This window comes from Paraburkholderia sp. GAS38 (assembly GCF_050434965.1).
Taxonomy (GTDB): domain Bacteria; phylum Pseudomonadota; class Gammaproteobacteria; order Burkholderiales; family Burkholderiaceae; genus Paraburkholderia; species Paraburkholderia phenazinium_A.
On sequence record NZ_JBNDJO010000012.1, the window covers coordinates 273346 to 296387 of the forward strand.

Genomic DNA, 23042 nt, shown 5'->3' on the forward strand with positions numbered 1-23042 from the left:
TGTTGCGTGCCAGCCGCTTCAGCGCTTTCGGCGCTTCAGGCCGTCAGAGCCGTCTGCATGCTGGCAAGCCGCGCGCGGACCGAGGTATCGAGCACTTCATCGCCGACCGTCACGCGCACGCCGCCGATCAGCGACGAGTCGACCTCGACCACCGGCTTCAGCTTGCGCTTGAACTTGTGTTCGAGACTTGCGACGAGTTCGTTCAACTGCTCGCCTTCGAGCGGGAATGCGCTGACGATCAGCGCATCGGCCGCCCCTTCGCGGGCGTTCTTCAGCTCTTCGAACTGCGTAGCGATTTCCGGCAGCAGTGGCAGACGGTGGTTGTCCACCAGCATGTGCACCAGATTCTTCGCTTGCGCATTGTCCTTGAGCGGCGACTTGACCGCGGCCAGCAGCAGTTCGCTGACCTGGGCGCGGCTTACTTTTGGGCTCGTAGCGATCGACAGCACTTCGGGCAGACGCGCAACCTGTGCCAGCTCCTGCACGAGCGTGGACCAGGCGGCGATGTCACCAGCTTCGGCCACGCCAAACAGCGCTTCTGCGTACGGACGGGCGATGGTTGCAAGTTCGGCCATGATCAGAGCTCGGCTTTCAGTTGATTCAGCAGGTCAGCGTGAGCTGCCTGGTCGACTTCGCGCTTCAGGATCTGTTCGGCGCCCTTGACGGCGAGGACGGCGACTTCGCCGCGCAGCGCTTCACGCGCCTTGACGACTTGTTGCTCGGCGTCGGCTTTCGCTTGCGCGAGAATGCGGGCGGCTTCAGCTTGCGCCTGAGCCTTGATTTCGTCAGCGAGGGTCACTGCGCGCTTTTCGGCGTCAGCAATGCGTTGCTGGCCGTCGTTGCGTGCCTGTGCCAGTTCCTGGTCGACGCGCTTGTGCGCGGCTTCCAGTTCCGCCTTGCCCTTTTCAGCAGCAGACAGACCGTCGGCGATCTTCTTCGCGCGCTCGTCGAGAGCGTTGATCAACGGAGGCCACACGAACTTCATCGTGAACCACGCGAGGATCAGGAACACGACCATTTGCGCAAACAGGGTTGCGTTGAGATTCACGGTGTTTCCTTAAACGTTGCTAGTTCGGAAAGTGAAACGGCAAGGCGCTCATCGATTCTGTATTCGATCAGCGCCTAAGTGCCCGTTCCGCCCTGCGCCTTTACCAGTTATAGCTCAGGCGCAAACTTCCGAGGAACCTCAGCCTGCCAGCTTCGACAGCAGCGGGTTCGCGAACGCAAACAGCATTGCCACACCAACGCCAATCAGGAACGCCGCATCGATCAGACCAGCCAGCAGGAACATCTTGGTTTGCAGCGGGTTCATCAGTTCCGGCTGACGAGCGCATGCCTCAATGTACTTGCCGCCCATCAGGCCGATACCGATACAGGCGCCGATTGCACCCAGGCCGATGATGATGCCGATACCGATGGCGGTCAGACCCTGGATGTTGGCGATGAAAGCTTGCATGATCACTCCTTTGTGAAAAGTCTTTTTGGAACTGGTTGGAACTAGGATTTAAAAAACTAAAAAGCTAAAGCAATTCGTGGTTCGACAGCGCAGGTTAGTGCTTGTCGTGTGCCTGGCCGAGGTACACCAGCGTCAGCATCATGAAAATGAACGCCTGCAGCAGCACGATCAGAATGTGGAAGATGGCCCACACGCTGCCGGCGATCACGTGGCCGATGAAGCCAAGCACCGTCGTGTCCGCGCCGAAGCTCCAGATGCTGCCCAGGAGGGCAATCAGCAGGAACAGCAGTTCGCCCGCATACATGTTGCCGAACAGCCGCATGCCGAGGGAAACCGTCTTCGCGACGAACTCGATGATGTTCAGTGCCAGGTTCGGGATCCACAGCAGCGGATGCGCGCCGAACGGAGCGGACAGCAGTTCATGCACGAAACCGCCGACGCCCTTGATCTTGAAGTTGTAGTAAATCATCAGCACGAACACGCCGAGCGCGATGCCGATCGTGCCGTTGAGGTCGGCCGTCGGAACGATGCGGTGGTGCGGGATGACTTCCGAGAGGCCCAGCCAGCCGATCACGCGGCCCGGCAGGTCGACGGGGATGAAGTCGAGCGAGTTCATCAGGGCAACCCAGACGAACACGAACAGGGCGAGCGGAGCAATGAAGGTACGGCTGCCGTGGATCATCGACTTCGATTGATCTTCGACCATCTCGACCAGCATTTCGATCGCGCACTGGAAGCGGCCCGGCACGCCGGAGGTCGCTTTACGGGCAGCGAGATGCAGGATGAAGATGGTGAGCAGGCCGCAAACGATCGACCAGAACAGGGTGTCCAGATTCCAGACGTGGATATCGAAAATCGACGTCTGGTGCGCGGTAGAAAAGTTCTGCAAGTGGTGCGCGATGTACTCGGACGGATCCATCGCGCGCGTTCCTTCGCTAGCTGCCATATCGTTAATGCCACCCAAATTGTCGAAAATCAGTCCGGGCCGTTCCCGCCGCAATAGTCTATTGCGGGAACACGCCGGCGCGAGTGATGTCTTACCCGCGCGCCTTTTTGCCGACGCCGCGCGCCAGCCAGTATTTTTTGCGTTACTTCACCGCTCACCGCCAGGCGAGCGCGATCCAGTACGTCTTCAATGCAACGAGGTAGGTCACGAGCAGCGGCACCCAGCGTACGTCGTGATACCAGAAAGCGATGGCTACAAACATCGCGATCGTTGTCCCCATCTTGAGCGCTTCGCCGATCATCCAGCTCATGACTGTTTCGGCGCCGCTCAGTGTTCTTAGGCGTGCCGCGAACAATGCGCCCGGCACCCAGCAAATCGCCCCCCCCAGGAACGCGGACAGCGCAGCAGCGCCCGGCGGCTTGTAGAACAGCCACCACACCAGCGTCGCACCCAGGGACAAAACCATTTGCGCCGCCACGACCTTGAAAGGCGTGACCCGCGATGGACGACTCACATTCGGACCGAACAGTTTTTCTGCCTCAGCCCGCGTGAGCGGAACGATATTGTTATCGTGTTGCTCGGCATCCCACTCAGGGTCCGGTGTAACGGGCCGACCGGACGCAGCGGAAAACGGGCGTTCTGCGCGGTCTTCGTCGTGCCCATTCTTCGGCGCCTGATTCGACGTTTTGACCGCCATCGCTGTGTTCCGAAAGTCTAGTTCCGTCCGCCAGCTTACGCGACGCTTACGGGGTTGCCGTGCAATTAAATCCGGGCGATTGTAAGCGATAGTTGCAGGCAATTCAAGACTTTAGGCCGTTCAATAACCCGCGTGAAAAGGCGCTCCATGATGCGGGAAAGCCGCTTTCCGACCCCAATGGACGTCAACTGTAAGGCTGCCGGGGGATCGCGAAAAATGCCGCTTGAATTGGCCCGATCCGGGCCGGAACACTAGCACGCGGATGCTGCGGCGTCCGTATCAAATATGCAACAGCAGCCAGCCGCCAACGGCCCCGCCGATCAGCCAGAACGGCACGGCGTAAAGGTGAAACGGCAGCCACATGCCGCGCTCTTTTGAGAGACGCACCGCGATCAGATTCGCCAGCGAGCCGATGGCGATGCCGAAGCCCCCCACGCTCACGCCATAGGCGAGCGCGCGCCAGTCTTTGGTGAACTCGGCGAGCATAATCGCAGCCGGAACATTGCTGATGCCTTGCGAAAGAATCGCCCCTGCGGCAAAAGCGCGCAGCGGGGTCGCCAACCCCAGTTGGCCGACCGTCGCGTGCACCCACGGCAGGGCCGCGACGCTGCGCAACACGATGAACATGAAGACGAAGATCAGCAGCAGCAACCAGTCGATCTTCAACACGATCTCGCGGCGCCAGATCAGGAAGCCCGCCATGACGCCCGCGAGTCCGATGCCGGCATGGTGCGAATCGGCGAGCAGCACGAACGCCACGAACAACAGCACCGCGACGCCAACCAGCACGCGGTCGACGCGGTGCGCCTCCGTGTCTTTGGACAGATCGAGCGGCTTCGCGCGGAAGCTGGCCGCCGCCATGACGTAGAGCATCGCCATCAACGCGGCGCACAGTGGCGCCAGCCCCCAGACGAAACCGCCAAAAGACACACCGCTGGTTTGCCAAAGAAACAGGTTTTGCGGATTGCCGAGCGGCGTGAGGATCGAACCGGCGTTCACCGACAGCGCGATGAAAATCACAAGGCGCTTGAGCGGCAGCGGTGTGAGTTCGTGCAGGGACAACGCGAGTGGCACGACCACGAACAGCGCGACGTCGTTGGTCAGCAGCATCGACAACACCGCCGCCAGGCCGATCAGCAAAAATGCGAGGGCCCGTTCCGAGTGGATGGAATGAATCACGCGGTGCGCCAGCCATATCAGGAATCCTGACAATTCGATGGCCTTCGTCAAGATCAGGAGTCCTGCCAGTGTCAGGACGGTCTGCCAGTCGACGAGGCCCGGCAGCGTGAGCCACGGGCGCGGGTGCAGACACTGCAGCGCGATCAGCGCGACGACGAGGACCGAGAGAACAGGCTCGTTCGTCGCAAAGGCGATCAGCTTGCGCAGCGGACTTCTTTTGGCGGTGTGGGACTCGCGCTCGGCAACCGTCACTGGGAAGCGTCGATCAGGCTGTGGCGTTGCCGCGCAGCCGCGCGAGGATACCTTCGAGCGCGTCGAGGTCGCCGAAGTCCACCAGCACCTGGCCGCGCCCGCCGCGGCCGAGCTTGATCCTGACCGTGGCAGCCAGCAGATCCGACAGTTCCTCTTCGAGGCGCCGGGTATCGCGGCCACCGTCGTTGTTTGCCTTCGCCTTCACCGCCGGCGCCACCTTGGTGGTCGTGGTCACCAGCTTTTCGGTTTCGCGCACCGACATCCGCTTGTTGACCACCTGGTTGGCAAGCGTGATCTGCGTGGCGGGGTCGACCGCCAGCAGTGCACGGGCATGCCCCATGTCGAGATCGCCCGCGAGCAGCATCGTCTGCACCGGCGCTGCCAGATTCAACAGACGCAGCAGGTTCGACACGGCACTGCGCGAGCGCCCCACCGACTCGGCCGCCTGCTCGTGCGTAAAGCTGAATTCGTCGAGCAGACGCTGGATGCCCTGCGCTTCTTCCAGCGGATTCAGATCTTCGCGCTGGATGTTCTCGATCAGCGCCATGGCGGCAGCGGCCTGGTCGGGCACATCCCGCACCAGCACCGGCACCTCGTCCAGACCGGCCAGACGCGCGGCGCGGAAACGCCGCTCGCCGGCGATGATTTCGTACTTGTCCGCCGAAACCGGCCGCACGAGGATCGGTTGCATCAGCCCTTGCGCGCGAATGCTGGCCGCCAGCTCCTGCAGCGCGCCTTCGTCCATACGCGTGCGCGGCTGGTACTTGCCGGCCTGCAGCTTGCCGAGCGGCAAGACGTTCGGCGCGCCTTCGATCTTGACCGCCTCGGTGATATCCGCGCTGCCGCCGAGCAAGGCTTCCAGCCCCCGGCCCAATCCCTTCTTTCGTGCTACTGCATTCATCGTACTTCCTCGATCAGCTTGGGGTGCCTCGCCACGCGTCAGATGATCGCGCGCACTCGCTCAATCATTTCCGCGCCAAATTGCACGTACGCCTGCGCGCCGCGCGACGCACGGTCGAACACCACGCCCGGCAATCCATAGCTGGGCGCCTCGGCAAGGCGCACATTGCGCGGAATGACGACGTCAAATACCTTGTCGCCGAAATGCTCTTTCAACTGGTCGGACACCTGCTGTTGCAGCGTGATGCGCGGATCGAACATGACGCGCAGCAGCCCGATGACCTTCAGATCGCGATTCAGGTTCGCATGCACCTGCTTGATGGTGTTGACCAGGTCCGACAGCCCTTCGAGCGCGAAGTACTCGCACTGCATCGGGATCACCACGCCATGCGCGGCACACAGACCATTGAGTGTCAGCAACGACAGAGCCGGCGGACAGTCGATCAGTACGAAGTCGTACTCGCCCTCCACCAGCGCCAGCGCATCCTTCAACTGACGCTCGCGATTCTGCACGTTCACCAGCTCGACCTCAGCGCCCGCCAGTTCGCGGTTGGCCGGCACGACATCGTACGAAACCGCCTCAGGCCGCACACGCGCATCCGCCACCGCCACGCCGTCCACCAGCACTTCATAGATGGTATTCGCGCAGGCGGCCTTGTCGACGCCGCTGCCCATGGTGGCGTTACCCTGCGGATCCAGATCAATGAGAAGGACACGCTGTCCCTGCGATGCGAGGCTCGCGGCAAGATTGACTGCTGTCGTCGTCTTCCCGACGCCGCCCTTCTGGTTCGCAACGCAGAAGATTTTTGCCATCGTTGGTGTGTCCCTTTTTGCTGCCTGGATGAGTTGGAATGCGCTTGTGTCTGGTGTCTGCTGTGCTTCGTGGGGCTTAGCTGCCAGCGTCCAGCACCACCTCGACCAGGTGGCGCTCAGCCTCGAGCGACGGCACCTTGAGCCGGATGATCTGTTTCGCGTGGGAGCCCGCAGGCAGGCGTTCGATCTCGCCATCGGGGCGCACGCCCTTCATGGCCCAGATCGCGCCCTGCCCGGCAACCAGATGACGGGCCAGTGTAACGAAATCCGCGAGCTCTGCGAATGCACGCGAGACGATTACATCAAACTTTGCCGGCACTTCCACGCCAGGCTTCAGCGTTTCGACGCGGCCGGTCACTACCGAGAGATTGGTGAGACCGAGTTCCGCTTTGGCCTGCGCCTGGAACGCCGTCTTTTTGTGGACGATGTCGTTGAGCGTGACCGTCCAGTCCGGCAAGACGATCGCCAGCACGATGCCGGGCAGGCCGCCACCCGAGCCGACGTCGAGCGCCGACGACGGCCCCAGGCTCGCGAGATGCGGCACGATCGAAAGCGAATCGAGGATGTGCTGGATCAGCATTTGCCGCGGGTCGCGGATTGCCGTGAGGTTGTATACGGCATTCCACTTGGCGAGCAATGCGACGTAGTCGAGCAGTTTGTCGAGTTGGGCGTCGCTCAGATCGAGGCCCAACTCCTCGACGCCCTCATTGAGCAATGCACCCAGCGCTTCCCTGCTATCCGCGCCGCCAAATCCCTTCTGCCGTGCCGTCATTGCGTCACCGGCGTGGAGTCGGTGCCGCTGTCGGCCGCACCGGCGGGTTTGCTCGAGCGCCGGCCAAGGCCACGCTTCAGGTGAACCATCAGCAGCGAAATCGCCGCCGGCGTGATCCCGGAGATGCGCGATGCCTGGCCGATCGTTTCCGGCCGGAACTGGGTCAGCTTCTGGCGGGCCTCGAACGACAGTCCGCGTACCTCGGCATAGTCCAGTCCTTCGGGCAGGCGTGTGTTCTCGTGGGATTCGTTGCGCTCGATTTCCCCGGCCTGACGCTCGATATAGCCCTGATACTTGATGCCGATCTCGATCTGCTCCTTGATCTGGGCCAGCAGAACGTCGTCTTCAGCCAAGGCTTCGGCCGGTGCGCAGGCGCCGTCGCGCAAACCGCACACGCCGTCGTACGTCACACCCGGACGACGCAGCAGATCGGCGAGGCTGTACTCGTGATCGATCGCCTTACCGAGCAATGCCGTCGCCTCTTCAGCGGGCAGCGTCTTCGGATTCACCCACGTCGTGCGGAGGCGCTCTGTTTCACGTGAAACAGCCTCGCGCTTACGGCTAAAGGCTTCCCAACGCACGTCGTCCACGACGCCGAGCTCGCGCCCAACCTCCGTCAGACGCATATCCGCGTTGTCTTCGCGCAGGCTCAGGCGATATTCTGCCCGGCTGGTAAACATGCGATACGGCTCGGAGACACCACGCGTCACCAGATCGTCGACCAGCACGCCGAGGTAAGCCTGATCGCGGCGCGGGCACCATGCTTCGCGGCCCTGCACATGCAGACCCGCGTTGATCCCGGCCAGCAGCCCTTGCGCCGCCGCCTCTTCGTAACCGGTCGTACCGTTGATCTGGCCGGCAAAGAACAGCCCGTTGATCACCTTGGTTTCCAGCGATGCTTTCAGTCCACGCGGATCGAAATAGTCGTACTCGATCGCATACCCCGGACGGAGGATGTGAGCATGCTCAAGACCCACCATCGAGCGCACCAGTTCCAATTGCACGTCGAACGGCAGGCTCGTGGAAATCCCGTTCGGGTAGAACTCGTTCGTGGTCAGGCCTTCGGGTTCAAGGAAGATCTGATGCGATTCCTTCGACGCAAAGCGGTGAATCTTGTCCTCGATCGACGGGCAATAGCGCGGCCCCACCCCTTCGATGACGCCCGTATACATCGGCGACCGGTCGAGTCCGCCGCGGATGATGTCGTGCGTGCGCTCGTTGGTATGCGTGACCCAGCACGGCACCTGACGCGGATGCTGCTCGACGCGACCGAGGAACGAGAACACCGGCACCGGGTCCAGATCGCCCGGCTGCTCTTCGAGCTTGGAGAAATCGATCGTGCGGCCGTCGATCCGAGGCGGCGTGCCGGTCTTCAGCCGGCCTTGCGGCAGCTTCAGTTCCTTGAGGCGTGCCGACAGCGACACCGCAGCCGGATCGCCTGCGCGGCCACCCGTGTAGTTGTTCAGACCCACGTGAATCTTGCCGTCGAGGAAGGTCCCGGCCGTCAGCACGACAGCACGCGAGCGGAAGCGAATTCCCACCTGCGTCACCGCGCCCACTACCCGATCGCCCTCCACCGTCAGGTCGTCCACCGCCTGCTGGAACAGCCAGAGATTTGGCTGATTTTCGAGACGATGCCGGATGGCCTGCTTGTACAGCAGGCGGTCGGCCTGCGCGCGGGTCGCACGCACGGCTGGGCCTTTCGACGAATTCAGGATGCGAAACTGGATGCCGCCCTCGTCCGTGGCCGCAGCCATCGCGCCGCCCAGCGCATCGACTTCCTTCACCAGATGGCCTTTGCCAATACCGCCGATCGACGGATTGCAGCTCATCTGGCCGAGGGTTTCGATGTTGTGCGTCAGCAGGAGCGTCTTGTTGCCCATGCGCGCGGAAGCCAAAGCGGCTTCGGTGCCGGCGTGGCCGCCGCCGACGACGATTACGTCAAATTCAGTGGGATAAAGCATCGCGGATCTCACGCCGGGACACCGCGTGAACCTTCTAAGGAAAATGTATGGGCGAATTATAGCGGGTTCGGTTTTGGCCCGAATTCGTCCGTTTGGCCAAGGCGATAAAAAAAACGGTGTGTTTCACGTGAAACACACCGCTCGATCACTCGCAAACCCTTGAGGCCAAAGGCTTTACGCCACCTTCTTCGTCAAACCGAGATACGTTTCGATCACGCGAGGATTCTGCGCCAGCTCCACGGCTGGACCCTCCAGCGCCAGCTCGCCGGTCTCCAGCACGTAGCCATAGTCCGAAATCTGCAGGGCCGCGCGGGCATTTTGCTCGATCAGCAAGGTCGCGACACCTGTCTGACGCAGCGCGCTGATGATGTGAAAAATCTCTTTCACGATCAGCGGCGCGAGGCCCAGGCTCGGCTCGTCCAACATCAGCAATTCGGGCTTGCCCATCAGCGCCCGCCCCACCGCCAGCATTTGCCGCTCGCCGCCGGATAGCGTCCCTGCCGCCTGCTTGCGACGCTCCTTCAGGCGCGGAAACAAAGTGAACACCGGTTCAAGCTGGTCCAGGAAGTTGCGCTCCCCTGCCCGCTTGCGTCGGTAGGCGCCGAGCACCAGGTTGTCCTCGACGCTCATCGTCGCAAACAACTCCCGCTTCTCGGGGACGAGGCACATGCCCAGCGCCACCCGCTTTTCCACCGGCACCGCGCTGACATCCTCGCTCTGATAGACAATCGCGCCCTTCGCATGGCCGCTCACCGGCAACGCGCCCATGATGGCGTTGAGTAGCGTGGACTTGCCCGCGCCGTTCGGACCGATCACAGACACGATCTGCCCCGGCCGCACCTTGATACTGGCGCCGTGCAGCGCCTCGACCTTGCCGTAGCGGACCGACAGGCCCTCCACGTCGAGGATCGGCATTGCGGAATTCATCATCGTTCTCATCAGTCCACCCCACCCAGATACGCCTCGAGTACCGCCGGATCCTGCTGTACGTCCTGCGGCAAACCTTCCGCGATCCGCGTGCCAAACTCCATCACCACCAGCCGGTCGGTCAGGTTCATCACGAAATCCATGTCGTGCTCGACCAGCAGCACGCTCATCCCCTCTTCCTTGAGCTTGCGCAGCAGATCGGCGAGCTGCTGCTTCTCCTGATAACGCAGACCCGCAGCCGGCTCGTCGAGCAGCAGCAGCGTCGGATCGCAGCACAGCGCCCGCGCGATTTCGAGAATCCGCTGCTTGCCCAGCGCGAGGCTTCCGGCCTCGTCGTACATATGCTCTTCCAGCCCCACGCGACGGATCTGCCGGGCGGCTTCCGCCATCAGGCGCCCTTCTTCCGCGCCGTTCAGCCTTGCCACGCTACGCCACACGCCCGCGTGCCCGCGCAAGTGCGCGCCGATCGCGACGTTTTCCAGCACGCTCATGCCCGGCAGCAGCTTGACGTGCTGGAACGTGCGGCCAATCCCGCGTTTGACGATTTCACGTGAAGTGAGCGCATCGATCCGCTCGCCGCGAAACGCGATCTCGCCGCTGGTCGCCCGCAGCACACCCGTGACCAGATTGAAGGTGGTCGATTTACCGGCGCCGTTCGGTCCGATCAGCCCGATGATCTGCCCCGCCTTCACCTCGAAGCTGACGTCGTTCACGGCCACCAGGCCGCCGAACTGCTTGCGCGCCTTATCCACGGTCAGAAGCGTTTCACCGGCTGCGGGCTTGCTGCGCTGCGGCAACGGCTCCGCCTGCTCCGGCACGTGGGCACGCGGCCCGCGCGGAAAGAAGCGCGCCACGAACGGCCACACGCCCTGGCGCGCGTACTGCAGCAACAGGACCATCAGCACGCCGAACACAATCACTTCAAAGTTGCCGCTCTCCCCTAGCAGTTTGGGCAGCAGCGTCTGCAGATAGTCCTGCAGGATAGTGAGGATCGCCGCCCCGAGCACCGCGCCCCACACATGCGAGACGCCGCCCACCACCGCCATGAACAGGAATTCGATGCCGTGGTTCAGACCGAACGGCGTCGGATTCACCGAGCGTTGCAGATGCGCGTAAAGGAAGCCGGAGATCGACGCCAGCACGGCCGCGTAGATAAAGATCACCACACGCATCCACGCCGTATTGACACCCATGGCTTCCGCCATCGCGCCGCCGCCGCGCAAGGCACGGATCGCCCGCCCCGGCCGACTATTAAGCAGATTCTGAACGGACACCACCGCCCCGATCACCACCACCCAGATCAGGTAATAGATATGGCGGCCCGATTCCAGATTGATGCCGAACACGTTAAGCACCGGGATGCCGTTGATGCCGTCGTACTTGCCGAGGATGTCGAGGTTGCCGAACAGATAGAACAGCGCCAGCCCCCAGGCGATAGTGCCGAGCGGCAGGAAGTGCCCTGACAGACGCATCGTCACGGCACCGAGCATCAGCGCAATCAGCGCTGTCAGCACCACCCCGACTATCAGCGCGAGCCACGGCGACACGCCGTACTGCGTCGTCAGGAAGGCGGTCGTATAGGCGCCCACGCCGACGAACGCCGCCTGGCCGAAGCTCGTCATGCCGCCGATGCCGGTCAGCAGGACCAGGCCGATCGCCACGATCGCGTACAGGCCGATGTAATTGAGCAGCGTCACCCAGTACTCGGGCACGTGAAGCGGCTGCGGCAACACCGGCAGCGCGAACATCACGACGAGGAACAGCCAGAAGAACTTGCTTTGCAGGATGCGTTTCATCGTGTCACTCCTCGTCCTCTTCCGCATGCGGACTGGCGAGACTACGCCACAGCAGCACTGGGATGATCAGCGTGAACACGATCACTTCCTTATAGGCACTCGCCCAGAACGACGAATACGACTCCAGCAGGCCTACCAGTATCGAACCCGCTGCCGCCAGCGGGTAACTGACCAGACCGCCGATGATGGCCCCCACGAAGCCCTTTAAACCGATCAGGAAGCCCGAGTCGTAGTAGATGGTGGTCAGGGGTGCGACGAGGATGCCGCACAGCGCGCCGAGCCCCGCAGCCAGCGTGAACGCGAGCCTGCCGGCCTGGGTCGTGCCGATGCCGACCAGCCGTGCTCCAATCCGGTTGACCGAGGTCGCGCGCAACGCCTTGCCCGAAATCGAGCGGTCGAAATACAGATAGAGCGCCGCGATCAGCACCACAGCCGTCCCCAGCACCCACAGGCTCTGCCCGGAGATGGACAGGCTGCCGAGGTTGAAGGTCGCGTCGGAGAACGCGTTGGTGCGCGAGCCCTCCGCGCCGAACATCACCAGTCCGAGGCCGACCATCGCGAAATGCACTGCGACCGCGACGATCAGCAGCAGGAGCGTCGTGCCTTCGGCGATCGGCTCGAAGGCCAGCCGGTACACGAACGGGCCCATCGGAATCACGATCAGCAGCGTCAGCGCAATCTGCGCCAGCATTGGCAGGGGATGCGCGAACAGCCCATGCGTCACGACATACACCGCGCCCGGAAACAGCAGATACTTCCCCGCCAGTACCGCCAGCGTGCGCGCCGCATGCGTGTGCCGTTCCGGATGCCGCACGAGGCCCGCTGTCTCGACCACGAAACACGCCACCCCCATCGCCATCAGCAGCCAGCAGGTCGCCGGAAATTTCTGCGACTGCAGGGCTGCCAGCGTCAGCGCACCGTAGGAGACAAACTCGCCCTGCGGGATAAAGATGACCCGCGTCACGGAAAACACCAACACCAGCGCCAGCGCGAGCAGCGCGTAAATCGCTCCGGTGGTGATGCCGTCCTGCGCGAGGATCGCCGCAATAGATAGATCCATACTTCCTCGTCCTGAAACGTCGAAAATCGAAACTGAAACCGGGAAACCGACTGCCAAACACAAGCGCCGCGCCGGAGCCCGGCGCGGCGGATACAGGCATTGTCATCGACCAGAATGGCGGCGCGGCGTCAGCCACCGCACGCTGGGTGCGCGAGAGGCGCGTATCGTCCGCTTTCCTGCGTTATTCGTTCTGCAGCTTCCACTTGCCGTCGACGATCTGCACGATCACGCGAGCGCGCTGATCGAGGCCGTTGTGGTCGGTCGCGGAGGTGTTCATGATGCCGTGCGAAAGCGGCAACTCCTTGATGTTGGCAAGCGCGTCACGCAGCGCTTCACGGAACGCCGGGGTGCCCGGCTGAGCCTTCTTGAGCGCCTCCGGAATCGCCCGCTGCAGCATCTGGCCGGCATCCCATGCATGACCGCCGAAGGTCGCCACCGAGCCCACGCCATACGCCTTCTCATACGCGTTCTTGTAGGCCTCGGACGACTGCTTCACCGGGTTCGAATCCGGCAACTGGTCCGCTACGAGAATCGGGCCGGCCGGCAGCAACTCGCCTTCGCAATCCTTGCCGCACACGCGCAGGAAATCGTTGTTCGCCACGCCATGGGTCTGATAGATCGCGCCCTTGTAGCCACGCTCTTTCAGCGATTTGGCCGGCAGCGCCGCGGGCGTTCCCGAGCCGGCAATCAGCACCGCGTCCGGGTTCACCGCCATCGTCTTCAGCACCTGGCCCGTGACCGAGGCATCCGTGCGGGCGTAGCGCTCATTGGCGACCAGCTTCAGATGATGCGCCGCCGCCGCGGCATTGAAGACGCTGTACCAGTTCTCGCCATAAGCATCCGCGAAACCAATGAAGCCGACCGTCTTGATGCCGTGCTTCTCCATGGAACCCGCAATCGCGTCGGCCATCAGGCTGTCGTTTTGCGGCGTCTTGAAAGCCCATGCGCGCTTCGCATCCATCGGCGCGATGATCGCGGCCGACGCGGCCAGCGAAATCATCGGCGTCTTGCCCTCCGAGATCACGTCGAGCATCGCCAGTGAATTCGGCGTGACGGTCGAACCAATGATCGCGTCGACGTGGTCTTCGTCGATCAGCTTGTGCGTGTTCTGCACGGCCTTGCTGGTGTCGGAGGCGTCATCGAGCACGATGTATTGCACGCTCTTGCCGCCAATCTCCTGCGGCAGCAACGCGATGGTGTTCTTCTCAGGAATCCCGAGCGATGCGGCCGGTCCCGTCGTCGACAACGTCACGCCAATCTTCACCTGCGCCAGCGCCGCGCTCGCGCCGCATGCCAACGTCAATGCGAGAGCCGTGCCGATCCACTGCCTTGTCTTTTTCATTGCCTGTCTCCAAACGCTTGATCTGTTTATCGATTATCCGGCTCGCGGGCCGAGTGTCTGAATCTATTGACCAGGTTCAGGTGTGCCAAGCATGGTTTTCCCTGCCGGCCCGGCACGTCTACCTGTCACGTCAATCTGCACTGCCGCGCAAGCAACAAAAAAGGCGCGTCAACTGCACGCGCCTTTGTCCGGATCCGTTTCGCTATGCGCCCTTGGCTCAGTCGCCGGCCAGCTTCCACTTGCCGTCGACAATCTCCACCATCACGCGCGCCCGCTGATCGAGGCCGGAGTGGTCGTTCGCGCTCATGTTGAAGATGCCGTGCGAAGCCGGCAAATCCTTGGTGCCTTCGAGCGCGGCGCGCAGCGCTTCGCGAAACGCCTGGGTGCCGGGCTGGCCTTTTTGCAGTGCCAAAGGAATCGCCTTCTGCAGCAACAGGCCCGCATCCCACGCGTGACCGCCGAAGGTCGATATCGAGCCGACACCATACGCCGCCTCGTACGCGTGCTTATAGGCGAGCGCACTCTTCTTCACCGGGTTCGAGTCAGGCAGTTGATCGGCCACCAGCAGCGGCCCCGCCGGCAAATAGGTACCGTCGCAATCCTTGCCGCACACGCGCAGGAAGTCGTTGTTCGCGACGCCGTGCGTCTGATAATACTTGCCCTTGTAGCCGCGCTCTTTCAGCGTCTTCTGCGGCAGCGCCGCCGGCGTACCGGCGCCCGCGATCAGCACCGCATCCGGGTTCTGCGACATCATCTTCAACACCTGGCCCGTGACAGACGCATCGGTGCGCGCGAAGCGCTCGTTGGCGACAATCCTGATCTTCGCCAGATCGGCGGCCTTGCCGAATTCCTTGAACCAGCTCTCACCGTATGCGTCCGCGAAGCCGATAAAGGCCACCGTCTTCACGCCGTGATCGGCCATGTGCTGGGCGATTGCAGTGGCCATCAGGATGTCGTTCTGCGGCGTCTTGAAGACCCAGGCGCGCTTCGCGTCCATCGGTTCGACGATCGAGGCGGCCGCGGCCATGGAGATCATCGGCGTCGAGGTTTCGGCGGCCACGTCGATCATGGCGAGCGAATTCGGCACGACGGTCGAGCCGAGCAGCGCGTCGACGTGGTCTTCGCTGGTGAGCTTGCGGGCGTTCTTGCCGGCCTGGGTAGAATCCGTGGCGTCGTCGAGTACGATGTAATCGATTTTCTGCCCTGCCACTTCTTTCGGCAGCAATGCGATGGTGTTCTTTTCCGGAATGCCGAGCGATGCGGCCGGCCCTGTCGCCGACACCGTTACGCCGATTTTCACGTCTGCAAACGCATGGCCGCTCCACACCGCCGATACGCCCGTCGCAATCAATGCCGCACTCATCCAACGCAATGCCGAATTCATCCCGCTCCTCTTGCTGCCCCGTTACGCGTTTGAATTAAATCTGCTGATTTAAAACCCCGACCCAGCGGTCGGTGAACGGCGAGTGTAGCGGACGCCAGCGGCCCGCGGCAAGCGTTTTGCAAGCCCCGGCAGGGGCCAAAACGCGCCGGCCGGCGCCAGAAAATGAGGATCGGTCTGCAGAAGAAAAGCGGCTGAAAAGCCACTGGAAAAGGTGAAGAAAAAAGCGCGAAAAGAGAGAAGACGACTTTATGAAAGTACAAATAAAAAGCGCTGTTGGATCCATATCCAACAGCGCTTTCGTCTGGGCACTGAGTGCCTCATTGTCTCCTCGTTCTCCACCTGCAAATTCGGTGTTCATCAGAACTGGGTGAAGATTAAACAACCGCTCCTTTCTGGACAACTAGCATTTACCCTAGTGGTGCATCGCAGCACTGAATTGGGGCACGTTTGAAACATCCCGATGCAGCCCTCTGAGCGAAGCCGCGACGGCTTTCCCTCGTCCATTTATATCGGATACCGAAGTACTTTTAGACTGCGTGCCTGCTATGCGCGCAACGGCCGGACTCGCGCCACGATCTCGCCGACAATACCGCGCCGAAACGCCAGCACGCACGCGATAAAGATCAGCCCCGTGACGATCGTGGCCGATTCGCCCAGCGAGTTGAACCACTGCAGCCCGGTTGCCGACGCGAGCGCACCGCCGATATCGCCCAGCCGGTCCTCGAGTGCGACGATCAGCGCCGCGCCGAGCAGCGGGCCGAACAAGGTGCCCATGCCGCCGACGAGCGTCATCAGGATCACCAGCCCCGACATGGTCCAGTACGCGTCGCTCAAGGTTTCGAAGCCCAGCACCAGCACCTTCAGCGACCCCGCCAGGCCGGCAATCCCCGCCGACAACACGAAGGCCAGCAACTTGAAGCGGTCAGTGTCATAGCCGAGCGACACCGCCCGCGGCCCGTTCTCCTTGATCGCCACCAGCACCTGCCCGAACGGCGAATGAACGATGCGCACGATCAGCAGGAACATCAGCACCATCACCACCAGCACGACGTAGTACAGCGTGAGGTCCGACGAGAGATCGAGCATGCCGAACAGCTTGCCGCGCGGCACGCCTTGCAGGCCATCCTCGCCATGCGTGAACGGCGCCTGCAGAAACACGAAGTAGACCATCTGCGCGAGCGCGAGCGTCACCATGGCGAAGTAGATGCCCTGGCGCCGGATCGCGAACAGGCCGACCACCAGCCCGAGCAGCGTCGCCGCAGCGGTGCCCGCCAGCACGCCCAGTTCCGGTGAGTAGCCGAAGGTCTGGATGGCGTAGCCGGTGGTGTAACCGGCCATGCCCAGAAACATCGCATGACCGAACGACAACAGTCCGGTGTAGCCGATCAGCAGGTTGAAGGCCGCCGCAAACAGCGCGAAGCACAGCACCTTCATGACGAACAGCGGATAGATGCCGATGAACGGCACCGCGATCAGCAGGAGCAGCAGCAGGCCGTAAAGCGCTTTCCTTTGCATCATTTTTCCTTGCCGAAGAGACCCGCCGGGCGCACCAGCAGCACCAGCGCCATGATGACAAAGACGACCGTCGCCGAGGCTTCGGGGTAGAACACCCGCGTGAAGCCTTCGACCACGCCGAGCATCAGTCCGGTCAGAATCGAACCCATGATCGAGCCCATCCCGCCGATCACGACCACCGCGAACACGGTGATGATCATCGGCTGCCCCATCAGCGGCGAGACCTGGATCACGGGCGCCGCCAGCACACCCGCAAAAGCGGCCAGGGCGACGCCGAAGCCGTAGGTGAGCGTAATCATCAACGGCACGTTGACGCCGAACGCCTCCACCAGTTTCGGGTTCTCCGTACCGGCGCGCAGATAGGCGCCAAGGCGTGTCTTCTCGATCACGAACCAGGTGGCGAAGCAAACCACGAGCGATGCCACCACCACCCACGCACGGTAGTTCGGCAGGAACATGAAGCCGAGATTGGTGGCGCCGGACAGCGCCTCGGGTACGTCGTAGGGCTGCCCCGACGAACCGTAGATGGAGCGAAACACGCCTTCGACGACCAGCGTCAGACCGAAGGTCAGCAACAGGCCATACAGATGATCGAGCTTGTAGAGCCAGCGCAGCATCGAACGCTCGATAAGAATGCCGAACACGCCGACAATCAACGGCGCGAGCACCAGCATCACCCAGTACGGCAGATTGAAATACGACAGCCCCATCCACGTCAGCATCGCGCCCAGCATGAACAACGCGCCGTGCGCGAAGTTGATCACGTTGAGGAGACCGAAGATGATCGCGAGACCCAGGCTCAGGGTCGCGTAGAACGAGCCGTTCACGAGTCCCAGCAGCAACTGGCTCAGCATCGCCGAGAGCGGAATGCCAAAGATTTCCATTGAACGCCTTAGCCCTTAACCCATCGTCAAGGTGAGATCGATATGCGCACGATCCGGCTGCGTGCGGCCCCCCAATTCGGCCCGCGCACAGCGTGGTGACCCGGCTCTCTGTCTGCGGCGCCGGCCGCAGACAGACGGGATATCAGCCCGCGCTTATTTCCACAGCGCGCAGCGGGTTTCCGCCTTGGTCGTGAACGCCTGCTCGCCCGGAATGGTCGCCGTGATCTTGTAGTAGTCCCACGGTTCTTTCGATTCAGCCGGCGTCTTCACCTGCATCAGATACATGTCGTGAATCATGCTGCCGTCCGCGCGGATGTAGCCCTTGGCATAGAAGTCGTCGATCCTGGTCTTCTTCAACTGGGCCATGACCTTGTCCGGATCCGTCGAGCCGACCGCCTGCACCGCCTTCAGATAAGTCGTGACAGCCGAGTAGTCGGCTGCCTGCAGGCTCGACGGCATCTTCCTCGTCTTGTCGAAGTAGCGCTCAGCCCACTTGCGCGTAGTCTCGTTCCTGTTCCAGTACCAGCTGTCGGTCAGCACCAGGCCTTGCGTTGTTTCGAGCCCGAGGCTGTGGATGTCGTCGATGAAGATCAGCAGCGCCGCGAGCTTCATGGTCTTCGTAATGCCGAATTCCTTCGCCGCCTTGATCGAGTTGATGGTGTCGCCACCGGCGTTCGCGAGGCCCAGCACCTGCGCCTTCGACGCCTGCGCCTGTAGCAGGAACGAGGAGAAATCCGAAGCCGACAGCGGATGATGCACGTCGCCGAGCACCTGGCCGCCGTTGGCCTTCACCACGTTCGCGGTCGCCGTCTCCAGCGCCTTGCCGAACGCGTAATCAGCAGTCAGGAAGTACCACGTTTTGCCGCCCTGCTTCGTCACCTCCGCGCCCGTGCCCTTCGCGAGCGCTGTCGTGTCGTACGCATAGTGGATCGTGTAGGGCGTGCATTGCTCGTTGGTCAAGGTATCTGCGCCGGCGCCGACGTTGATATAGACCTTGTGCTTTTCGCCCGCCACCTGGCTCATCGACAGACCCGTCGCCGAATTGGTGCCGCCGATCAGCACCTCGACACCATCGCGGTCGAACCATTCGCGCGCTCGCGATGCGGCGATGTCCGCCTTGTTCTGGTGGTCGGCGTAGACCAGCTCGATCGGCTTGCCGTTGACCTTGCCGCCGAAGTCGGCGATCGCCATGCGGATGGCTTCGAGGCCGCCGGGACCGTCGATATCGGCGTAGAGGCCGGACATGTCGGTGATATAGCCGATCTTGACCGTGCTGTCGTCGGCCCGCGCGCTGCCCATCGTCAGCGCGGCGCTGGCCGCGGCTGCAAAGCAGAATGCCGACAGTCGCGCGAGTGTTTTGATTTTCATTGCGGTCTCCTTGTTTCCTGGCTTGTGGTTATCAGAGGCAATCGAGCATTTATACGCCGAGCAGGTCGTGCAGCGTCGGCATCTTGCTTGCGAGTTCGCCCGCGCAGAAGTGTTCGACGATGCCGCCATGCTCCATCACATAGAAGCGGTCGGCCAGCGGCGCGGCGAAGCGGAAATTCTGTTCGACCATCACGATCGTGTAGCCGCGCGTCTTGAGCGTCATGATCATGCGCGCGAGCGCCTGCACGATGACCGGCGCCAGGCCCTCGGAGATTTCGTCGAGCAGCAACAGGCTGGCGCCGGTGCGCAGGATGCGCGCCACGGCGAGCATCTGTTGCTCGCCCCCCGACAGCCGCGTGCCCTGGCTCGCCCGGCGCTCCTGCAGATTCGGGAACATCGAGTAGATCTCCTCCAGCGACATCATGTGCGCGGCGTCACCGACCGGCGGCGGCAGCAGAAGGTTCTCCTCACATGAGAGGCTCGAAAAAATGCCGCGCTCCTCGGGACAGTAGCCAATGCCGCAATGCGCGATGCGATGGGTCGGCATGTCGATGGTCTCGCGGCCGCCGACGCGAATCGAGCCGGTGCGCCGCCCGGTGAGCCCCATGACGGCGCGCAGCGTGGTGGTCCTGCCGGCGCCGTTGCGGCCCAGCAAGGTGACCACTTCGCCGCGGTTCACGGTCAGGTCGACGCCATGCAATATATGGGATTCGCCGTACCACGCCTGCAGGCCCGCGATCTCCAGCGCGGGCTCCGCGCCGGCCACACCGCTGACCTCGACATTCTCGCGCTCCGCAATCGTGTTCATGCGTGCGCTCCGCTGAGCGCGGCATCGGCACTGCCCATATAGGCCTGCATCACGAGCGGGCTCTTCGATACTTCGCCGTACGTACCTTCGGCGAGCACCTCGCCGCGTTGCAGGACCGTGATCGTGTCGGAGATGCCGGCAATCACATTCATGTTGTGCTCGACCATCAGGATGGTGCGGCCGCTCGAGACCTTCTTGATCAGCGCGGTCACGCGATCCACGTCTTCGTGGCCCATGCCCTGGGTGGGCTCGTCGAGCAGCATCAGTTCGGGCTCCATCGCGAGCGTGGTGGCAATTTCGAGGGCGCGCTTGCGGCCATAGGACAGTTCGACCGTCAGCACGTCGGCGAAATCGGTCAAACCGACCTGCGTGAGCAGATCCATGGCGCGGTCATCGAGTTGATGCAGCGAACGCTCGCTTTTCCAGAAATGAAAAGCGGTGCCCAACGCGCGCTGCAAACCGATGCGCACGTTCTGCAATGCCGTCAGATGCGGAAACACGGCGGAAATCTGAAACGAGCGGATGATGCCGCGCCGGGCGATTTGTGCCGGCCGTTCGCGGGTAATGTCGATGCCGTTGTAGACGATCTGCCCTGCGGTGGGCACGAGGAATTTGGTCAGCAGATTGAAGCAGGTGGTTTTACCGGCGCCGTTCGGGCCGATCAGCGCATGAATCGAGCCACGGCGTACGCGCAGGTTGACGCCGTTGACGGCGACAAAGCCCTTGAACTCTCTCGTTAGTCCGCGCGTTTCGAGAATCGTGTCGCCGAGAATCATGTTCCCTTCCATGCGAAGTGAGGCGAAGCACTACGATCTTCCGCGCCAGAGGCTGCGCGACGTGTGATGGCGACGACACCCCCGTGCCGATCGTTGGCGTGGTGCACCCATTACGGACGGTAATCCAGGGCGAGCCACGCAGCATCGCGCCATTGTCGCGCCAATGATGCAGCGCATTCATTGGGATTTGCACTTAGTCTGCGATGCGCGCCGGCGGGCTGCGGCGCGCATCGGGCCTGCGTGTCACGCAATGGACATCGACGACGCCGGACGTACCTGCGACGCCTGACCCGCAAGACGTGCGCGACGATCCTCGCGAATCATGTCGCTCGCGCGCTCGGCGATCATCAGCGTGGGGGAGTTGGTGTTGCCCGAGGTGATGGTGGGCATCACCGACGCATCGACTACGCGCAAACCCTCGACACCGATCACGCGCAGACGGTGATCGACGACGGCGGCGGGATCGTCCGCGGTGCCCATCCGGCAGGTGCCGACGGGATGGAAGATGGTGGTGCCGACTTTGCCGGCCGCCTGCTGCAGTTCTTCTTCGGTCTGAAACTCGATGCCTGGCAGAATCTCCTGCGGCCGATACGGGGCCAGTGCGGGCGCGGCGGCAATGCTCCGTGTCAAGCGCATCGCATTGGCTGCGACGTGGCGGTCGTAATCGGTGGACAGATAGTTGGGTGCGATCAGCGGCGCCACGTGCGGCTCGGGGGAGACGATGTGGATGCTGCCGCGCGAGGTGGGACGCAACTGGCACACCGACGCCGTGAACGCGTTGAAGCGATGCAACGGCTCGCCGAAGCGATCGAGCGAAAGCGGTTGCACGTGATACTCGAGATCGGGGCGGGTGAGCGAGCGATCATCGGGATCCGATTTCGCAAACGCGCCGAGTTGGGAGGGCGCCATCGACATCGGTCCGCTCTGGAACAGCGCGTACTGCAGACCGATCATGAGTTTGCCCCACCAGTGCGCGGAGGCGGTGTTGAGGGTGCGGACGCCCTCGACCTTGTACGCCATGCGCAACTGCAGATGGTCCTGGAGATTCTCACCGACGCCGCGCAGATCCTGCACGACCGGTATGCCAAGGTTTTGCAGATGCGCGCCGTTGCCGATACCGGAGAGTTCGAGTAGTTGCGGCGAGTTGACCGCACCGGAACTGAGGATAACTTCACAACGGGCTTTGGCGAAATAATCGGTGTCATTGCCGCGATATTCGACCCCAGAGCAACGGCGGCCGTCGAACACGACGCGCTGCGTGACGGCGCCGGTGATGATGGTGAGATTGGGGCGATTGAGCGCGGGACGCAGAAAGGCTTTGGAGGCATTCCAGCGGATGCCGCGTTTCTGGTTGACGTCGAAGTAGCCGACGCCGCTGTTGTTACCGCGATTGAAGTCGTCGGTGGCGGGGATGCCGGTTTGCTGCGCGGCTTGTGCGAAGGTTTCGAGGATTTTCCATTTGAGGCGTTGTTTTTCGACGCGCCAGGGACCGCCTGCGCCGTGCGATTCGTTGGCGCCGCCGTGGTAGTCCTCGCTGCGTTTGAAGATGGGGAGGACGTTGTTCCAGGACCAGGCGGTGTCATTGGTGACGCGGGCCCATTCGTCGTAGTCTTCGCGCTGGCCGCGCATGTAGATCATGCCGTTGATGGATGAGCTGCCGCCTAGCACTTTGCCGCGCGGATATGAGAGGGAGCGGCCGTTCAGGCCGGGTTCTTCTCGCGTTTTGTAGAGCCAGTCTGTGCGGGGGTTGCCGATGCAGTATAAGTAGCCTACCGGGACGTGGATCCAGTGGTAGTCGTCCTTGCCGCCGGCTTCCAGTAGAAGTACGGTGACTTCGGGGTCCTCCGTCAGGCGGTTGGCTAGTACGCAGCCTGCTGTGCCCGCGCCCACTACTATGTAGTCGAATTCGCCTTCCAGCGTTCGCTGGGTTTCGTTGCTGTTTTTGTTCATTTGGTTTGTCTCCTTCGTCTGTTTGCCTGCGGCGGGGGCTTTGGGTTTTTGCCTGCGGCGCTTTGGTTGTTGTTCTTGGGGGGTTGGCCTTTCCTTGCTTTCTTAGTGGTCTATTAGCTTCGCCCCTGTGCGGGGCGGCACTTACTTTCTTTGCCGCCGTGTACAGACTGGAGACATGGTTGACACATGTACGAGGACATCGTTGACACATCATGGTCAGCGTTTTGCTCCTCCGAGGTCAAGTTTTGCAACG

At 62.4% G+C, this 23042-nt stretch carries 22 protein-coding genes; all 22 read right to left on the reverse strand.

What is annotated here, in order from left to right; all coding sequences use genetic code 11:
* Positions 1-35: 35 nt before the first annotated feature.
* Positions 36-575: a F0F1 ATP synthase subunit delta gene (locus P3T42_RS26275; RefSeq protein WP_429307648.1), complete on the reverse strand. Its 540-nt coding sequence runs from the start codon at positions 573-575 to the stop codon at positions 36-38.
* Between the two features lie 2 nt (positions 576-577).
* Complete coding sequence (locus tag P3T42_RS26280) at positions 578-1048, reverse strand: F0F1 ATP synthase subunit B (protein WP_074301236.1); 471 nt, start codon at positions 1046-1048, stop codon at positions 578-580.
* 138 nt (positions 1049-1186) lie between these two features.
* Positions 1187-1456, reverse strand: a complete 270-nt coding sequence (atpE, locus tag P3T42_RS26285) for a F0F1 ATP synthase subunit C (RefSeq protein WP_007180033.1) — start codon at positions 1454-1456, stop codon at positions 1187-1189.
* A 94-nt stretch (positions 1457-1550) separates the two neighbouring features.
* Entirely contained in the window at positions 1551-2402 is an 852-nt protein-coding gene (gene atpB, locus P3T42_RS26290; RefSeq protein ID WP_074301235.1) for a F0F1 ATP synthase subunit A, read from the reverse strand.
* A gap of 154 nt (positions 2403-2556) precedes the next feature.
* Positions 2557-3099, reverse strand: coding sequence for an ATP synthase subunit I (locus P3T42_RS26295; protein ID WP_074301234.1), 543 nt, complete (start codon positions 3097-3099; stop codon positions 2557-2559).
* A gap of 279 nt (positions 3100-3378) precedes the next feature.
* Positions 3379-4530, reverse strand: a complete 1152-nt coding sequence (locus P3T42_RS26300) for an SLC13 family permease (RefSeq protein ID WP_083640686.1) — start codon at positions 4528-4530, stop codon at positions 3379-3381.
* A 13-nt stretch (positions 4531-4543) separates the two neighbouring features.
* Positions 4544-5431 carry a ParB/RepB/Spo0J family partition protein gene (locus P3T42_RS26305; RefSeq protein ID WP_429307649.1) on the reverse strand — a complete coding sequence of 296 codons (888 nt, stop codon included), beginning with the start codon at positions 5429-5431 and terminating at the stop codon, positions 4544-4546.
* A gap of 38 nt (positions 5432-5469) precedes the next feature.
* On the reverse strand, positions 5470-6243 hold the full coding sequence (locus tag P3T42_RS26310; RefSeq protein ID WP_074301232.1) for a ParA family protein: 774 nt from the start codon (positions 6241-6243) through the stop codon (positions 5470-5472).
* Positions 6244-6319: 76 nt separating this feature from the next.
* Entirely contained in the window at positions 6320-7015 is a 696-nt protein-coding gene (gene rsmG / locus P3T42_RS26315) for a 16S rRNA (guanine(527)-N(7))-methyltransferase RsmG (RefSeq protein WP_074301231.1), read from the reverse strand.
* Positions 7012-8979, reverse strand: coding sequence for a tRNA uridine-5-carboxymethylaminomethyl(34) synthesis enzyme MnmG (gene mnmG, locus P3T42_RS26320; protein ID WP_429307650.1), 1968 nt, complete (start codon positions 8977-8979; stop codon positions 7012-7014). The genes rsmG and mnmG overlap by 4 nt, the downstream gene beginning before the upstream one ends.
* 174 nt (positions 8980-9153) lie before the next feature.
* On the reverse strand, positions 9154-9906 hold the full coding sequence (locus P3T42_RS26325; protein ID WP_171991761.1) for an ABC transporter ATP-binding protein: 753 nt from the start codon (positions 9904-9906) through the stop codon (positions 9154-9156).
* A gap of 11 nt (positions 9907-9917) precedes the next feature.
* Positions 9918-11702 (reverse strand): ABC transporter permease subunit, encoded by a 1785-nt coding sequence (locus tag P3T42_RS26330; RefSeq protein ID WP_074301229.1) that lies wholly within the window; start codon positions 11700-11702, stop codon positions 9918-9920.
* Between the two features lie 4 nt (positions 11703-11706).
* Entirely contained in the window at positions 11707-12762 is a 1056-nt protein-coding gene (locus P3T42_RS26335; protein ID WP_429307651.1) for a branched-chain amino acid ABC transporter permease, read from the reverse strand.
* Positions 12763-12943: 181 nt separating this feature from the next.
* Positions 12944-14104, reverse strand: coding sequence for an ABC transporter substrate-binding protein (locus tag P3T42_RS26340; RefSeq protein WP_429307652.1), 1161 nt, complete (start codon positions 14102-14104; stop codon positions 12944-12946).
* Between the two features lie 217 nt (positions 14105-14321).
* The gene (locus P3T42_RS26345; RefSeq protein WP_429307653.1) at positions 14322-15488 is read right to left on the reverse strand and encodes an ABC transporter substrate-binding protein; all 1167 of its coding nucleotides are present in this window, start codon (positions 15486-15488) and stop codon (positions 14322-14324) included.
* A 34-nt stretch (positions 15489-15522) separates the two neighbouring features.
* A complete protein-coding gene (locus P3T42_RS26350; protein ID WP_143788513.1) occupies positions 15523-15846 on the reverse strand; it encodes a hypothetical protein in 324 nt (107 codons plus the stop codon).
* Between the two features lie 185 nt (positions 15847-16031).
* Positions 16032-17003 carry a branched-chain amino acid ABC transporter permease gene (locus tag P3T42_RS26355; RefSeq protein ID WP_074301225.1) on the reverse strand — a complete coding sequence of 324 codons (972 nt, stop codon included), beginning with the start codon at positions 17001-17003 and terminating at the stop codon, positions 16032-16034.
* Positions 17003-17887: a branched-chain amino acid ABC transporter permease gene (locus P3T42_RS26360; protein WP_074301224.1), complete on the reverse strand. Its 885-nt coding sequence runs from the start codon at positions 17885-17887 to the stop codon at positions 17003-17005. Before P3T42_RS26360 ends, P3T42_RS26355 begins: the two co-directional genes overlap by 1 nt.
* 153 nt (positions 17888-18040) lie before the next feature.
* A complete protein-coding gene (locus tag P3T42_RS26365) occupies positions 18041-19255 on the reverse strand; it encodes an ABC transporter substrate-binding protein (RefSeq protein WP_074301223.1) in 1215 nt (404 codons plus the stop codon).
* Positions 19256-19304: 49 nt separating this feature from the next.
* The gene (locus P3T42_RS26370; RefSeq protein WP_429307654.1) at positions 19305-20063 is read right to left on the reverse strand and encodes an ABC transporter ATP-binding protein; all 759 of its coding nucleotides are present in this window, start codon (positions 20061-20063) and stop codon (positions 19305-19307) included.
* Positions 20060-20839 (reverse strand): ABC transporter ATP-binding protein, encoded by a 780-nt coding sequence (locus tag P3T42_RS26375; RefSeq protein WP_074301221.1) that lies wholly within the window; start codon positions 20837-20839, stop codon positions 20060-20062. The genes P3T42_RS26370 and P3T42_RS26375 overlap by 4 nt, the downstream gene beginning before the upstream one ends.
* A 243-nt stretch (positions 20840-21082) precedes the next feature.
* Positions 21083-22789, reverse strand: coding sequence for a GMC family oxidoreductase (locus P3T42_RS26380; RefSeq protein ID WP_074301220.1), 1707 nt, complete (start codon positions 22787-22789; stop codon positions 21083-21085).
* Positions 22790-23042 lie beyond the last annotated feature (253 nt).